The following is a 13,816-nucleotide window of genomic DNA, read 5'->3' as shown; positions in this document are numbered from 1 at the left end:
CGGACTACTCCTTGGTCGAACCGGCCGCGACGGGCTCGGTTGGTGCGTCGTCGGGCCGGAGGGCCTTCACGAGGTCGTCGAACTCCGCGGTCGGAGCGCCGAGGGTCAGTCCGCCGATCTCGACCACCGTAGACCCGTCGTCCGCGGCGGCCGCACGGACCCACACCCTGCGGCGGCGGGTCATGAACGACACGACGAGCCCGGCGATGGCCAGGGCGGCGGAGATCAGGGCGGGCAGGCGGCCCGGGTCGTGGGTGACGGTCAGGGTCACCCACTCCTTGTAGCCGGTGAACTCGACGCTGCCCTTGCCGTCGGGGAACTTGAGCGACTGGCCGACCGTCAGGACGTTGGTCTCGGTCTTGAGCCGGGTCAGCATGGACGGGTCGATCCGGTAGACCGAGCGCGGGCCCTTGCTGACGTCGCCGGCGAACACGCCCGCGATCGACACCGCGGGGTTCTCCGGGCCGGGGAACACCGAGACGATCGTCTTGCCGTCGGCCGAGCGGGAGGCCGTCGGCCAGAAGACGGCCATGAAGGCGAGCTGCTCGGGCTTGGCGTCGAGGGCCTTGACGACGCCCTCGGACGTCAGGCTGCCCTGGTCCTGCGGCAGGAAGGGGGCGGGCCCGTTGAAGGCCACGTCGCCCTTGGCGTCGGTGACCTTGAAGGTCGGGGAGTATCCGTGGCCGAGCAGGTAGAGCTTGCTGCCGTCGATCTCCAGCGGGTGGTTGACGCGCAGCGTGTAGTCCTTCTCCGCCGCGCCGGACGACCCCTGGTAGCCGAGCCTGGCGGCGAAGTCCTTGGCCTGCCCGTACTGAGGCCCCTCGGTGATGTAGTCGGCCTGGAAGTCCTTGACGGTCACCCGGAACGGGTCGAGCTCGGTGGCGTCGACCAGCTTGCCGGGGCGGAACTCGTCGTACTGGGAGGCCGAGTTGGAGAAGCCGAGTCCCTCGGTGACCAGAACGTTGCCCTTGTAGCCGAACAGCGCGCCCATGCCCACGGAGAACAGCAGGGCCAGCAGCGACAGGTGGAAGACCAGGTTGCCGGTCTCGTGCAGGTAGCCCTTCTCCGAGGCGACCGAGCCGTCGGCGAGGGCGGTGCGGAAGCGGCGGCCCTTCAGCAGGGCGTGCGCCTCGGCCAGCGCCTCGTCCGGGGTCTTCGCGCTGGTGAAGGTCGCGTGCTGCGGGAGCCTGCCGAGGTTGCGGGGCGTGGACGGCGGCTGCGCCCTGACGTTCTGCAGGAGCTGCCAGGTCCGCGGGATCACGCAGCCGGCGAGCGACACGAACAGCAGGATGTAGATCGCGGCGAACCACGGGGCGGCGAACACGTCGAACGCCGAGAACCGGTCGAGGATCGGCGCGAGCGTCTTGTGCTCGTCGAAGTACTGCACGACCCGCTCGGGGTTCATGCCGCGCTGGGGGAAGATCGAGCCGGGGACCGCGCCGAGCGCGACCAGGAACAGCAGGACCAGGGCGGTCCGCATCGAGGTGAGCTGCCGCCACGTCCAGCGCAGCCAGCCGGTGAGCCCCACCTAGATCACCCCCGTTCCGCTGCCGAACCATGTGCGCATCTCGATCGTCATGTCGTTCCAGACCCCGGTGACCAGCAGCACCCCGATCGCGACGAGCATCCCGCCGCCGAGCCGCATCACCAGCAGATAGTGCTTCTTGACCCAGCCGAACACGCCGAGGGCACGACGGTAGGCGAGCGCGGTCAGCAGGAAGGGTATGCCGAGCCCGGCGCAGTAGAAGAGGGACAGCACCGCGCCGCGCGCCGCGCTGCCCTCGGTGTAGGCGAGGGACTGGATCGCGCCGAGCGTGGGCCCGGCGCAGGGCGTCCAGCCGATGCCGAACAGGGCGCCGAGCATCGGGGCGCCCGCCAGGCCCGCCGCCGGGAGCCGCGAGGACTTCACGGTCCGCTGGAGCCCGGGGACGAAGCCCATGAACGCGAGGCCGAAGATGATCGTCATGACGCCGAGGACGCGGGTGACGACGTCGGCGTAGTCGTTCAGCCAGGCGCCGAGCCCGCCGAAGAACGCTCCGTAGGCGATGAAGACGACCGTGAAGCCCGCCACGAACAGCCCGACGCCCGCCGCGACCCGTCCGCGCCTCTGGTCGGCGATGTCGACGCCCGTCAGGCCCGTCACGTAGGACAGGTAGCCGGGGACCAGCGGCAGGATGCACGGGCTGAGGAAGGACACGAGCCCGGCGGCGGCGGCCAGCGGAAGGGCCGCCACCAGCGAACCGCTGACGACGGTGTCGCCCACCCCGGCCGCGAGGCTCACTTCTCCGCGACCATCTGGTCGAGGACCGGTTCGATCCGGGCGGCCGAGAGCTGGCCCGGCAGGTTGACCGCGACGCGTCCCTGCCGGTCGAGGATCAGCGTGGCGGGCAGCGAGTTGGGGTTGACCGTTTTGAACGCCGCGGCGATCTTGGCCTCGGGGTCGAAGAAGCTCGGGTAGGACAGCTTGAACGTGCGCAGGAACGCCCTGCCGCCGTCCTTGGTGTCCTTGCTGTCCACGCCGAGGAAGCGCACGCCGGTGTACTTCTTCGCCGCGGCCTCCAGGACCGGCGCCTCGGTCCGGCAGGGCTCGCACCACGAGCCCCAGAAGTTCACCACGACGATCTCGCCGCGGTGGTCGGCGAGGTCCAGCGGCTTGTCGTCGAGGCCGGTGCCCTGCGCGGACACGGCCCCGCCGCGGTCGGCCGCCGGGATGACCTTCCCGGCGGGCGTGTCGGAGGCGTTGGCCGAGCAGCCCGCTGCGGACAGCCCGGCGACAGCCGCGACCGCGATGGCGACTCGGGGGTTCATGCGACGGCTCCTCTAGGTACTACACGCGGTAGTACGCGACTCTACCTGCGGTTCAGGCGCCCGGGACGGTGGGGTTGCGGATCAGCGCCGCGGCCGGCTCCGCGTACTCGGTGCGCACCAGGGCGTTGCCCTCGAACACCAGGCTGGTCACACTGGCCAGCCCGCACTCGCGGCTGCGCGGGTCGTGCCACAGGCGCCTGCCCTCGGCCTTGAGCCTGGCCGTCCAGATCGGGAGCTGGTGGCTGACGCAGACGGCCTCGTGGCCCCTGGCGGCGTCGCGGGCCGCGTAGGCGGCACGCAGCATCCGGCGGGCGATCTCCTCGTAGGGCTCGCCCCACGACGGCCTGACCGGGTTGCGGAAGCGCGGCCACATCCGGGGGCTGCGCAGCATCCTGGCCTCGAACTTCTCGCCCTCGAAGCTGTTGGCGGCCTCGATCAGCCGCTCGTCGATCACCGGGGTCAGCCCGAACACCTCGGCGATGGGCGCGGCCGTCTCCCGGGCGCGTTCCATGGGCGAGGAGTACAGGACGGTGATGTCCCGCCCGGCGAAGAAGTCGGCGGCGGCCTTGGCCATCAGCACGCCGTCTTCGCTCAGGTGGTAGCCGGGCAGCCGCCCGTACAGGATGCCGTCCGGATTGTGCACTTCACCGTGGCGCAGCAGGTGAACGATCGTCGTCTCAGTCATCGCGAAGTCAGACTACCCGCGGCCTACAGGGCACCTGCCGCGGCCCTCGCGGCGTGCGGGAGGGCGTCGGCGATGCGGTCGAGGGCGGCGTCGTCGTGGGCGGCGGACAGGAACCAGACCTCGTAGGAGGACGGCGGGAGGTAGACGCCGCGCTTCAGCGCCTCGTGGAAGAACGCGGCGTAGGCGGCCGAGTTCTGCTGCTGGGCGTGCGTGAAGTCCAGGACGCGGTCGCCGGTGAAGAAGACGGAGAACAGGTTGCCCGCGGTCTGGAGGCGGTGCGGGACCCCCTCCTTCTCCAGCGCCTCGGACGCCCAGCGCCCGACGAGCTCTGCGGCGCGGTCGACCTTGGCGTAGACCTCGTCGGTGCAGGCGCGCAGCGTGGCGAGGCCCGCGGCGGTCGCGAGCGGGTTACCGGACAGGGTCCCCGCCTGGTAGACGGGGCCGGCGGGGGCCAGGTGGTCCATGACGTCGGCGCGGCCGCCGAAGGCCGCCGCGGGCAGGCCGCCGCCCATGACCTTGCCGAAGGTGAACAGGTCGGCCTGGACGCCCTCGCGCCCGAACCAGCCGGAGCGGGTGACCCGGAAGCCCGTCAGCACCTCGTCGATGATCAGCAGGGCGCCGTGGCGGGCCGTCAGGCGGCGCAGGAGCTCGTTGAAGCCGGCGACCGGCGGGACGACCCCCATGTTGCAGGGGCAGGCCTCGGTGATCACGCAGGCGATCTCGTGGCCGTGCTCGGTGAAGGCGTCCTCGACGGCGGCCGCGTCGTTGTAGGGCAGCACGATCGTGTCGGCGGTCGTCGCGCCGGTCACGCCGGGGGTGTCGGGCAGGCCGAGGGTGACCACGCCGGATCCGGCGGCGGCCAGCAGGGAGTCGACGTGGCCGTGGTAGCAGCCGGCGAACTTGACGATCTTCGACCGGCCGGTGAAGCCGCGGGCGAGCCGGATCGCCGACATGGTGGCCTCGGTGCCGGAGCTGACGAGCCTGACCTTGTCCACCGGGGTGCGGGAGACGATCTCCTCGGCCAGCTCCACCTCGCCCCGGGTCGGGGCGCCGTAGGAGGTGCCCCGGGCGGCGGCGGCCGTCACGGCCTCGACGACGTCCGGGTGGGCGTGGCCGAGGATCATCGGCCCCCAGGAACAGATCAGATCGACGTACTCGGTGCCGTCCGCGTCGGTCAGGTAGGGGCCCCGGGCGGAGGCCATGAACCTCGGCGTGCCGCCCACCGCGCGGAAGGCGCGGACCGGTGAGTTCACCCCGCCGGGGACTACTGCCTGCGCACGGTCGAAAAGGTCACGAGAACGCTCAGTGGAAGTCACCCTCACAGTGTGCCAGCACCAAAACGGTAACGCCCTTGACGTGGGCATCAGCCAGCCGATATCCACCCATGGAAGCAAATGGGCGGCATGGAGAGGCTTGACGTGGCGGAGGGCTGGGCGGTTCCGGGATTCGCGCTCGTAAGAGAGCTGGGGACCGACGGATCAGGGCGGCAGGTGCTCGCCATGGACGAGATGACCAAGACCCAGGTCACAATACGTTACCTTTCGGCTGCCGTCAGCAGGGATGACGCTTTCCAGCAGCGCATCACCTGGCTGAGCCAGCTGGAGGACGACAACCTCGTCCAGGTCTACGAACTCATCGAGAACGGCGGCGAGGCCGCGATCGTCGCGGAGTACTTCGACGGCGTGCCGCTGCGGCGGCTGCTCGGCGACCCGCTGGACGCGGAGTCGGCGGTCGTCGTGCTCTCGGACGTCCTGTTCGGGCTCGCGGCGGCGCACGCCAAGGGCATCATCCACGGCGACATCACCCCCGACCGGGTGCAGATCGCCCCGGACGGCAGGGCCAAGCTGGCCGACTTCTGCCTGGCCGTGCCCGGCGGCAAGGGCGCGCCCGCGGGCAACCCCGCCTACCAGGCTCCCGAGCGCTGGCAGGGCTCGCCGCAGAGCGCCCAGGCCGACATCTACGCCGCGACGGCCGTGTTCGTCGAGTGCCTCACCGGGCGGCCGGTCTTCTCCGGCTCCGCCAACGCGATCGGCAAGGCGCACGCCAACAGCCCGATCCCGGTCGGCGACATCCCCGGCCCGCTGCGCCCGCTGGTGCTGCGCGGCCTGGCCAAGGAGGCCGACAAGCGTCCCGGAGGGGCGGCCGACTTCCTGACCGAGCTGGACGAGGCCGTCTCGCCGGTGTTCGGCGCGGACTGGGAGAAGCGCAGCCGCGCCCGGGTCCGTGAGCTGGCCCACCGCGCCGCGACGGCCCCCGCGCCGACCTCGTCCACGCCGCGGGCCAAGGTCGTCTCCTCGGCGCCCGCCTCCGCCTCGTCCTCGCGGCGCCCGCTGATGCTGGCCGCCGGCGGGCTCGTGGCGGTGGGCGTCGTCGCCGCCGCGGTCTACGGGGCCAAGAACAAGGACGCCGAGGCCGGTCCCTCGCCCACGATGGCGATCACGACCGCCCCCGTCCCGCCGGCCACCGGCGACCCCACGACCACGCCGTCCCCCGTCACTCCCGTCGCCGAGCTGACCGGGCCCGACCTCGCCGACAAGATCAGCAGCGCGGCCGCGGCCAAGGGCTACGCGACGATCAGCTTCCGGCTCATCAGCGGCCGGAACGTCACCACGGCCAGCGGCGGCGTCAAGATCAAGGGGACCGACCTCAAGGTCAACCTGACCGGGCCCAAGCCGTACCTGAAGCGCCCGGCGTTCGTGGTCGGCGACTACGCCTACGTCCAGCAGGGCCTCAAGTGGCAGAAGCTGCCCCTGGGGGCCAAGGCGAAGGGCTACGGCGTCCTGGCCACGCAGACGCGCTGGGGAGTCTCCCTGGACGCCCTGACGGCCCTCCTGGGGGCGTCGGAGACCTTCGACCGCAAGGGCAGCCGCTTCATCGGCACCGTGCCGACCCCGTCGGGACTGAGCGCGATCGCGCCCGGCTACAAGAAGCCCAAGGTCGGCTACGAGCTCGTGATGGGCTCGGGCTCCCTGCCCAAACAGCTCAAGATCACCATCACCGCCGCGGGCAAGCCGAGGATCAGCCTCACCACGGTCTACGGCGGCTGGGGCGCGAAGCAGACGATCAAGGCCCCGACCAAGTAGGGCCGGGGCCGGCCGGTCAGTCGGCCAGGATCTCGAGGATGCGCAGGGGGTCGGGGAGCGGGGAGCCGTCCGGGGGGCGGACCCAGGTCACTTCCCGGCCGCCCGGCAGGACCGAGGGCGGCGCGACCACGTAGCTGTCGCGGCAGTGCCAGCGCATGCCGGGGTTGTCGGCGATCGACTCGGGCGAGCAGTCGAGGTGGCAGGACCACCACTCGTCCTCGTCCTCGGGGGCGCCGCGGGTCGCGACGAAGAACAGGTAGCGGTCGTCTCCCACGGCCGCGACCGGGCCCACGTCGACGCCCGCCCGCAGCAGCATCGCCAGCCGCAGGACGCCGTGCGCCGCCGGTACGTCGATCACGTCGAAGGTCCGGCCGGTCGGCAGGATGACGCCCGCCTCGGGGGTCCGGGCCCACCAGGCGGCGATCACTTCGGCGTCGGTGGAGGCCAGCCGGGCCCAGCCGGTCGAGACGGGATGGGCGCCCGGGTCGGGACAGCCCATCCGGTCGCAGGAGCAGGCGCGGTCGCCCGCGACGGGCGCGGAGACTCCGGGGACCACGGCCCAGCCCCGGGCGGCGTAATCTCGCGCGAGGGCCGCGGCCTTGCTCTTCGTCCGTGCGTAGCGTGAGACCGCCAACATGAATCGCCCCCCGGAGAGAACCGCTTTCCCCCGATGATGACGAGGGGCGGGGGAAAGTTGCGCACCGACCCCCGGAAACGGTCCTAATTGACTACTCGAAGATCACCCTAGTTTGCGCGCCACCTCGGTCGCCCAGTAGGTCAAGGTCAGGTCGGCGCCCGCCCGCTTGATGGAGACCAGCGACTCCATGATGGCCCGGTCGCGGTCGATCCAGCCGTTGGCGGCGGCGGCCTCGATCATCGCGTACTCGCCGGAGACCTGGTAGGCCGCGACGGGCACCTCGACGGCGTCCCTGACCCTCCGGACGACGTCCAGGTAGGCCCCGGCCGGCTTGACCATGACGATGTCGGCGCCCTCGTCGAGGTCGAGCAGGACCTCGCGCAGGGACTCCCGGGCGTTGGCCGGGTCCTGCTGGTAGGCGGCGCGGTCGCCGAACTGCGGCGCGCACTCGGCGGCGTCGCGGAACGGGCCGTAGAAGGCCGAGGCGTACTTGGCCGAGTACCCCATGATCGGGATGTTCAGGTGGCCCGCGCCGTCCAGGGCCTCGCGGATGGCGCGGACCTGGCCGTCCATCATGCCGCTGGGCGCGATCACCTGGGAGCCCGCCGCGGCCTGGGCCACGGCGATCGAGGCGTAGCGCTCCAGCGTGGAGTCGTTGTCGACCTCTCCGGAGGCGGTGAGCAGGCCGCAGTGGCCGTGCGAGGTGAACTCGTCCAGGCACAGGTCCGTCATCAGCACCGCCGAGTCGCCGAGATCGGCGGTCAGGTCGCGCAGGGCCTTCTGGACGATCCCGGTCGGGTCGTCGGCGCCGGAGCCCCGCTCGTCCTTGACCGCGGGGATCCCGAACAGGATGATCCCGCCGACGCCCGCCTCGACCGCCTCGTGGGCGGCCTTGCGCAGGCTGTCGAGGGTGTGCTGGAACACCCCCGGCATCGATCCGATCGGAGCGGCGTCGCTGATGCCCTCCTTCACGAACATCGGCAGGATGAAGTCGGCCGGGCTCAGGCGCGTCTCGGAGACGAGACGGCGCAGGGCGCCCGACCGGCGCAGACGCCTGGGCCGATCAACCGGGAATGTCATCAGGAGAACCTCTTCTTCCGCGCCCCTCGCCTCATCTGGCTGGGCTTCCGCAATGCCTCGCCCGCTTCCGCCTGGGCGGCTCGACGCTTCGCACCGTACTCCGCGACGGCCGCCGCCAGGGCCGGTACGGATGGTTTGTCGGCCATCACGTCGACCCTGAGTCCATATTCCTCGGCGGTCTTGGCCGTCTGCGGGCCGATGACCGCGATAACCGTCACATTGTGCGGTTTTCCGGCGATTCCAATCAAATTCTTGACCGTCGAGGACGAAGTGAACAGGACCGCGTCGAAACCGCCGCCCTTGATCGCCTCACGGATCGGCTGGGGCGGCGGGGCGGCCCGGACGGTCCGGTAGGCGGTGACGTCGTCGCACTCCCAGCCGAGCTCGGTCAGCCCGGAGATCAGCCGGTCGGTCGCGATGTCGGCGCGCGGCAGCAGCACCCGGTTGATCGGGTCCAGGTCCTCGTCGTAGGGCGGCCAGACCTCCAGCAGCCCCTCGCTGGAGTGGTTCTCGGCGGGCACCAGGTCGGGCGTCACGCCGAACTCGCACAGGGCGGCGGCGGTCTGGTCGCCGACGGCCGCGACCTTGAGACCCGCGTAGGCGCGGGCGTCGAGGCCGTACTCGTCGAACTTCTCCCGGACGGCCTTCACCGCGTTGATCGAGGTGAACACGACCCACTCGTACCGGCCGGTCACCAGGCCCTTGATGGCGCGGTCCATCTGCTGGGGCGTACGGGGCGGCTCGACGGAGATCGTTGGAACCTCCTCGGGCACCGCGCCGTAGGAACGGAGCTGTTCCGACAGGTCACCGGCCTGCTCCTTGGTGCGCGGCACCAGGACGCGCCAGCCGAACAGCGGCTTGGTCTCGAACCAGGACAGCTTCTTGCGCCACTCCACGACGTCGCCGACGATGATCATCGCGGGGGCGTCCATGCCCTTGGTGTCGGCGTAGAGCCGGTTCAGGGTCGTGACGACCGTCTCCTGCTCGGTCGTCGAGCCGAGCGCGGTGTAGGCGGCGGGCGTGGTGTCCGGGCGCCCGGCGGCCATCAGGCCCTTGGCGACCTCGCTGATCGAGCCCTCGGCGCCGAGGATCACCAGCGTGGCCTCGCCGTCGGCGTAGGAGCGCCAGTCCACTCCCCCGGCGGCGACGTCGATCACCCGCACCTCACGGGTCTTCTCGTCGCGCAGCGGGATGCCGGCGTACTGCGGCACCGCGGTGACGGCGGAGACGCCCGGCACGATCTCGAACTCGATCCCGGCGGCGGCACAGGCCTCGGCCTCGTAGGCGACCTTGCCGCCGAGACCCGAGTCGCCCGCGACCAGGCGGACGACATGGCCGGAGGCGGTCGACGCCACCAGCTTGAGCGCGTCGCGCTCGTCGGCGTCGACGATCTCCGCGCCCGTCCTGGCGTGCGTGAGCACCTCGGCGGGGCAGGTCGAGAGATTGACGATGACCACATCGGCCCGGCCGAGGACCTCGGCGGCCCGCAGGGTCAGCAGACCCGGGTCGCCTGGCCCTAGCCCGACAAAGGTCACCCTGCGCGTGACACGCTGCTCCGTCGCGGATGGGTCCGTCACTGTTCCTCCATGAGCTGTGCGGCCCCCTGTTCGAAGAGCCGCCGCGCGAGTTCGCGCCCCAGCTCCTCCGCCCGGTCGGGATGGCCGCTCGCCGAGAGCCTGAGCTGGCGGGTGCCGTCGTGAGAGATCACGGCGGCGGTCAGGCCGAGTACTTCGCCTTCGTCCGGCCGGACGACCTCGAGGTGCGCGAAGGCCCCGACCGGTGCGGAACATCCCGCCTCCAGCACCGCGAGCACGGTGCGTTCCGCGGTGACGGCCGCCCGGGTCGCGGGGTCGTCCAGGACTCCGAGGATCTCGAGCAGGTCGGTGCGGTCGCTGCGGCACTCCAGTGCCAGCGCGCCCTGACCCGGTGCGGGCAGCATCTCGTCCGGCGAGAAGACCTGCCCGATGGACTCGGTGCGGCCGATGCGGACGAGCCCGGCGTTGGCCAGGACGATCGCGTCGAGCTCACCGCTGGTGACCTTGCCGAGCCTGGTGTCGGCGTTGCCCCGGATCGGGACGACGTCGAGGTCGGGCCGGAGGGCGCGGAGCTGGGAGACCCGGCGCGGCGATCCCGTGCCGACCCGCGCGCCCCTGGGGAGCTCGGCGAGCTTGCCGGGGCCGCACAGGGCGTCCCTGGGGTCGTCGCGCTCCGGGATCGCCACGAGGGTGATCCCTTCGGCCGGTGCCGTGGGCAGGTCCTTCAGCGAATGCACGGCGAAGTCCACCTCCCCCGAGAGGATCTTCTCCCGCAGCCCGTTGACGAATACCCCCGTACCGCCCATCTGAGCGAGCAGCGCCTTGGATACATCACCCTCGGTCGTTACCCCGACAAGATCAACGTCATGCCCGGTGGCCTGCGTCAATGCCTCCGCGACCAGGCCCGACTGGGTCATCGCCATCAGGCTTTTCCGGGTACCCAGGGACAAACGGGTCACGGCTTGCTCCGTTCCTGGCGCATGTCGGCGCGCGTCACGGCTTCGGGGGCCGTGGGGTCGAGGTCGAAGAGCTCGCGGAGGGCGTCGGCGTAGGCGTCCCCGCCCGGGGCCGCCGCCAGTTCCTTCACCCGGACGGTCGGGGCGTGCAGCAGCTTGTCCGCCACCCGCTTCACCGTCATGGCGAGCTCGTGTTCTGTCTTGGGATCGAGGCCGGGGAGCTTGGCGCGCAGCCGCGCCAGTTCCAGCTCGACGACCTCGGCGGCCTTGCTGCGCAGCGCGACCACGGTGGGGGCGACCGCCGCCGCCCGCGCCGCGGACAGGAAGTCCTCGACCTCCTGGGCGACGATCGCGGTGACCGCCTCGACGGCCTCGGGGCCGATCGCGTGGGCGGCCTCCTGCGCGGTGCGCAGGTCCTCCAGCCCGGCGAGGCCGACGCCGGGGACGTCCAGGACGGCCCTGTCGATGTCGTGCGGGAGCGCGAGGTCGAGCAGGAACCTGCGGCCCGGCGCGAGCTGGTCCGCGGTGACGACCAGCCCGGCCGCGCCGGTGCAGGAGATGATCAGGTCGGCCCGGTCGAGCTCCAGGCCGAGGTCCTCCAGCGGGATCGCCCGGGCGGGAACCTCGGCGTTGGCCGCCAGCCGCACCGCCCGCTCGTGGGTCCGGTTGGCGACGACGATCTCGGCGACGCCCGCCCGGGCCAGGGTCGCGACGGCCAGGCCGCTCATCGCGCCCGCCCCGACGACCAGCGCCTTCTTGCCGTTCAGCTCGCCGAGGTGGCGCGCGGCGACCTCGAGCCCGACCGAGACGAGCGAGGGCCCTGCCTGGTCGATCCCGGTGTCGGAGTGCGCGCGCTTCCCGACGCGCAGGGCGTTCTGCACGACCTCGTGGAGCGCCCTGCCGATCGTGTCCTCGTCCTGCGCCAGCAGGTAGGCCTGCCGGATCTGGCCGAGGATCTGGCCCTCGCCGATGACCATCGACTCGAGCCCCGCCGCCACCGCGAAGGCGTGCTGGACCGCGCGCTCCTCGTAGTGCACGTACAGGTACTTGGCGAGCTCGTCCAGCGGGACGCCGCTGTGCCGGGCGAGCAGTTCGGAGATCGTCTGGACGCCGCCGTGGAACTTGTCCACGGCCGCGTAGACCTCGACCCGGTTGCAGGTCGAGACGATCATGACCTCGCGGACCGAGAGATGGACCTCGTGCAGCAGCTTCACCAGGTCGTCACCGGTGACGGATGCGGCCTCGAGGAGGCTGACGGGCGCCGTGCGGTGGCTCAGCCCGACAACGAGCAGACTCATTGATGTACCTCGATGTACCCGTTGGGGAGTTCGCCGACCGGCCCGCCGGCCTTCCGCTGTTCGTGGAAGGCGAGGATCTGGAGTTCGATCGACAGGTCCACCTTGCGGACGTCGACTCCCTCCGGGACGTTGAGGACGACGGGGGCGAAGTTGAGCACGCTGGTGACACCCGCCGCGACCACCCGGTCGCAGAGGGGCTGGGCCGCCGCCGCGGGGGTCGCGATGACGGCGATGGACACGCCGTGGTCCTTGATGATCGTCTCCAGCTGGTCCGTGTGCTCCACCGTGAGACCGGAGATGTGCTGCCCCACGATCGACGAGTCGGCGTCGAGCAGCCCGGCCACCCGGAAACCTCGGGACGCGAATCCGCCGTATCCGGCGAGAGCGCGGCCAAGGTTACCCACTCCGATGATGGCCACGACCCAGTCCTGCGTCAGGCCCAGTTCACGGGAGATCTGGTACACGAGGTACTCAACCTCGTAACCGACGCCGCGCGTGCCGTACGAGCCGAGGTGGGAGAGGTCTTTACGGAGTTTGGCGGAGTTCACTCCAGCGGCAGAGGCGAGCTCTTCGGAGGAGACCGTCGCCACACCCCTGTCCTTGAGGCCGTGCAGCGCTCGCAGGTACACCGGCAGCCGGGCGACCGTGGCCTCGGGAATCCCCTTCTGGGGAAGGCCGGAGACCGGGTCCTTGGGATTCGTCTGCCGGGGGCTCATCGCGGGTGGGCGGCCTCTCTGAGCGGCTCCTCCGGAGAGGGGCGTATTTCCTTCAGGTTAACCCCTTTGTGAACATGCGCACAAAGTACCGAACTGTGTTCTAGATCTCCTGACCCTCTGCGACGGGGATCAGCGGGACGCGAGGGCGGTGCGGAGGCGCTTCTCGTCCACGAACCAGAAGTCGATCTGCTTGCCGTCCACGAAGGTCACGGGGATGTGATCGTGGTACTCGGCCAGATCCTTCTCGTCCTGGGTGATGTCGCGTTCCTCCCACGGCTCGCCGACGTCCGAGGCGACCCGTTCCACGATGGTACGGGCGTCGTCGCAGAGGTGGCAGCCGGGGCGGGTCAACAACGTGATCATGCGTTCATCATGCCTAACGGGGCGCCTGGAGGAACGGCAGGCTGCCGCCGGTCAGCTTCAGGTCGATGACGTTGGTCGCCAGCACGTGGGTGCGGCTGTCGGCGGCGAACCGGGCGACGTAGGGCTGCCGCTGGTGCTCGTCGTGGGCCTCGCGGTCACTGAAGAGCTGGTAGGAGATCCGCTGGGTGGGAGCGCCCTCCACCTCGTGGAAGGTGTAGATCAGTATGTCGGGCTCGTTCTGGGTCGCGACCCTGGCCAGCTCGTTGGCCAGCCGGTCGAAGGCCTGCTCACGGCCGTCCAGGAGGGTGTAGACGACGATCTGCCCGTGCGGGCCGCTGGGCTGGGGCCGCGGCGGCGGGGCGGGGGCGGCGAACCAGTCGTCGCCGACGATCGGGGCCTTCTGCGGCACCCCGCCGGGCGAGGCGTGGGCGCCGGTGCCGCCCTGGGCGTAGCCTCCGGTGCCGTTGCGGTCGTGACCGCCGGTGCCGTTGGGCGCGGGGTAGGAGGGCGCGGGCGTGGGCGCGGGGTAGGGTCCGGTGCCGTTCTGGACCGGCGCGACCGGGCGGCCGTGGGCACCGGTGCCGGGGGGCTGCGGCGCGGCGTGCGCGCCCGTGGCCTGGCGGGGCAGCGGACGCGCCCCGGTCCCCTGCGGGGG

At 71.4% G+C, this 13,816-nt stretch carries 14 protein-coding genes; 1 reads left to right on the top strand and 13 read right to left on the bottom strand.

What is annotated here, in order from left to right; genetic code table 11:
- Nucleotides 1-4: 4 nt before the first annotated feature.
- Genes resB through hemL form a run of 5 tightly spaced genes read right to left on the bottom strand, consistent with a single transcriptional unit; the run spans nt 5 to nt 4,857 of the window.
- Nucleotides 5-1,528, bottom strand: coding sequence for a cytochrome c biogenesis protein ResB (gene resB / locus ABD785_RS33465; RefSeq protein WP_344836423.1), 1,524 nt, complete (start codon nt 1,526-1,528; stop codon nt 5-7).
- Nucleotides 1,529-2,281 carry a cytochrome c biogenesis CcdA family protein gene (locus ABD785_RS33460; RefSeq protein WP_344836420.1) on the bottom strand — a complete coding sequence of 251 codons (753 nt, stop codon included), beginning with the start codon at nt 2,279-2,281 and terminating at the stop codon, nt 1,529-1,531.
- The gene (locus ABD785_RS33455) at nt 2,278-2,808 is read right to left on the bottom strand and encodes a TlpA family protein disulfide reductase (RefSeq protein WP_344836418.1); all 531 of its coding nucleotides are present in this window, start codon (nt 2,806-2,808) and stop codon (nt 2,278-2,280) included. Before ABD785_RS33455 ends, ABD785_RS33460 begins: the two co-directional genes overlap by 4 nt.
- A 52-nt stretch (nt 2,809-2,860) precedes the next feature.
- Nucleotides 2,861-3,493 (bottom strand): histidine phosphatase family protein, encoded by a 633-nt coding sequence (locus ABD785_RS33450; protein ID WP_344836417.1) that lies wholly within the window; start codon nt 3,491-3,493, stop codon nt 2,861-2,863.
- Nucleotides 3,494-3,516: 23 nt separating this feature from the next.
- Entirely contained in the window at nt 3,517-4,857 is a 1,341-nt protein-coding gene (gene hemL / locus ABD785_RS33445; protein WP_425547853.1) for a glutamate-1-semialdehyde 2,1-aminomutase, read from the bottom strand.
- Nucleotides 4,858-4,896: 39 nt separating this feature from the next.
- Here hemL and ABD785_RS33440 point away from each other — a divergent pair, with 39 nt between their 5' ends.
- Complete coding sequence (locus tag ABD785_RS33440) at nt 4,897-6,576, top strand: serine/threonine protein kinase (protein ID WP_344836414.1); 1,680 nt, start codon at nt 4,897-4,899, stop codon at nt 6,574-6,576.
- Nucleotides 6,577-6,592: 16 nt separating this feature from the next.
- Here the strand turns inward: ABD785_RS33440 and ABD785_RS33435 are convergent, their stop codons facing one another.
- The 8 genes from ABD785_RS33435 to ABD785_RS33400 form a co-directional block, all read right to left on the bottom strand.
- Complete coding sequence (locus ABD785_RS33435; protein WP_344836412.1) at nt 6,593-7,213, bottom strand: bifunctional DNA primase/polymerase; 621 nt, start codon at nt 7,211-7,213, stop codon at nt 6,593-6,595.
- 102 nt (nt 7,214-7,315) lie between these two features.
- Nucleotides 7,316-8,293 (bottom strand): porphobilinogen synthase, encoded by a 978-nt coding sequence (hemB, locus tag ABD785_RS33430; protein WP_344836410.1) that lies wholly within the window; start codon nt 8,291-8,293, stop codon nt 7,316-7,318.
- A complete protein-coding gene (locus tag ABD785_RS33425; protein ID WP_344836409.1) occupies nt 8,293-9,870 on the bottom strand; it encodes a bifunctional uroporphyrinogen-III C-methyltransferase/uroporphyrinogen-III synthase in 1,578 nt (525 codons plus the stop codon). The genes hemB and ABD785_RS33425 overlap by 1 nt, the downstream gene beginning before the upstream one ends.
- Nucleotides 9,867-10,787, bottom strand: a complete 921-nt coding sequence (hemC, locus tag ABD785_RS33420; RefSeq protein ID WP_344836408.1) for a hydroxymethylbilane synthase — start codon at nt 10,785-10,787, stop codon at nt 9,867-9,869. The genes ABD785_RS33425 and hemC overlap by 4 nt, the downstream gene beginning before the upstream one ends.
- On the bottom strand, nt 10,784-12,082 hold the full coding sequence (locus ABD785_RS33415) for a glutamyl-tRNA reductase (protein WP_344836406.1): 1,299 nt from the start codon (nt 12,080-12,082) through the stop codon (nt 10,784-10,786). Before ABD785_RS33415 ends, hemC begins: the two co-directional genes overlap by 4 nt.
- Nucleotides 12,079-12,798 carry a redox-sensing transcriptional repressor Rex gene (locus ABD785_RS33410; protein ID WP_344836403.1) on the bottom strand — a complete coding sequence of 240 codons (720 nt, stop codon included), beginning with the start codon at nt 12,796-12,798 and terminating at the stop codon, nt 12,079-12,081. Before ABD785_RS33410 ends, ABD785_RS33415 begins: the two co-directional genes overlap by 4 nt.
- 129 nt (nt 12,799-12,927) lie before the next feature.
- Entirely contained in the window at nt 12,928-13,161 is a 234-nt protein-coding gene (locus ABD785_RS33405; protein ID WP_344836400.1) for a glutaredoxin family protein, read from the bottom strand.
- Between the two features lie 13 nt (nt 13,162-13,174).
- A partial coding sequence (locus ABD785_RS33400; RefSeq protein WP_344836398.1) for a putative quinol monooxygenase occupies nt 13,175-13,816 on the bottom strand: 642 nt, incomplete at its 5' end.

This window comes from Actinocorallia longicatena, assembly GCF_039534125.1.
GTDB lineage: Bacteria > Actinomycetota > Actinomycetes > Streptosporangiales > Streptosporangiaceae > Actinocorallia > Actinocorallia longicatena.
The sequence above is the reverse complement of the archived record's forward strand: the minus strand, read 5'-3'. Positions and strand labels throughout refer to the sequence as shown.

Excerpts from the sequence above, each read along its gene's own strand:
- ABD785_RS33450 (WP_344836417.1), bottom strand. The coding sequence starts at position 3,493 with ATGACTGAGACGACGATCGTTCACCTGCTGCGCCACGGTGAAGTGCAC.
- ABD785_RS33405 (WP_344836400.1), bottom strand. The coding sequence starts at position 13,161 with ATGATCACGTTGTTGACCCGCCCCGGCTGCCACCTCTGCGACGACGCC.
- ABD785_RS33455 (WP_344836418.1), bottom strand. The coding sequence starts at position 2,808 with ATGAACCCCCGAGTCGCCATCGCGGTCGCGGCTGTCGCCGGGCTGTCC.
- hemL (WP_425547853.1), bottom strand. The coding sequence starts at position 4,857 with ATGCCCACGTCAAGGGCGTTACCGTTTTGGTGCTGGCACACTGTGAGG.
- ABD785_RS33415 (WP_344836406.1), bottom strand. The coding sequence starts at position 12,082 with ATGAGTCTGCTCGTTGTCGGGCTGAGCCACCGCACGGCGCCCGTCAGC.
- ABD785_RS33440 (WP_344836414.1), top strand. The coding sequence starts at position 4,897 with ATGGAGAGGCTTGACGTGGCGGAGGGCTGGGCGGTTCCGGGATTCGCG.
- ABD785_RS33410 (WP_344836403.1), bottom strand. The coding sequence starts at position 12,798 with ATGAGCCCCCGGCAGACGAATCCCAAGGACCCGGTCTCCGGCCTTCCC.
- ABD785_RS33435 (WP_344836412.1), bottom strand. The coding sequence starts at position 7,213 with ATGTTGGCGGTCTCACGCTACGCACGGACGAAGAGCAAGGCCGCGGCC.
- hemB (WP_344836410.1), bottom strand. The coding sequence starts at position 8,293 with ATGACATTCCCGGTTGATCGGCCCAGGCGTCTGCGCCGGTCGGGCGCC.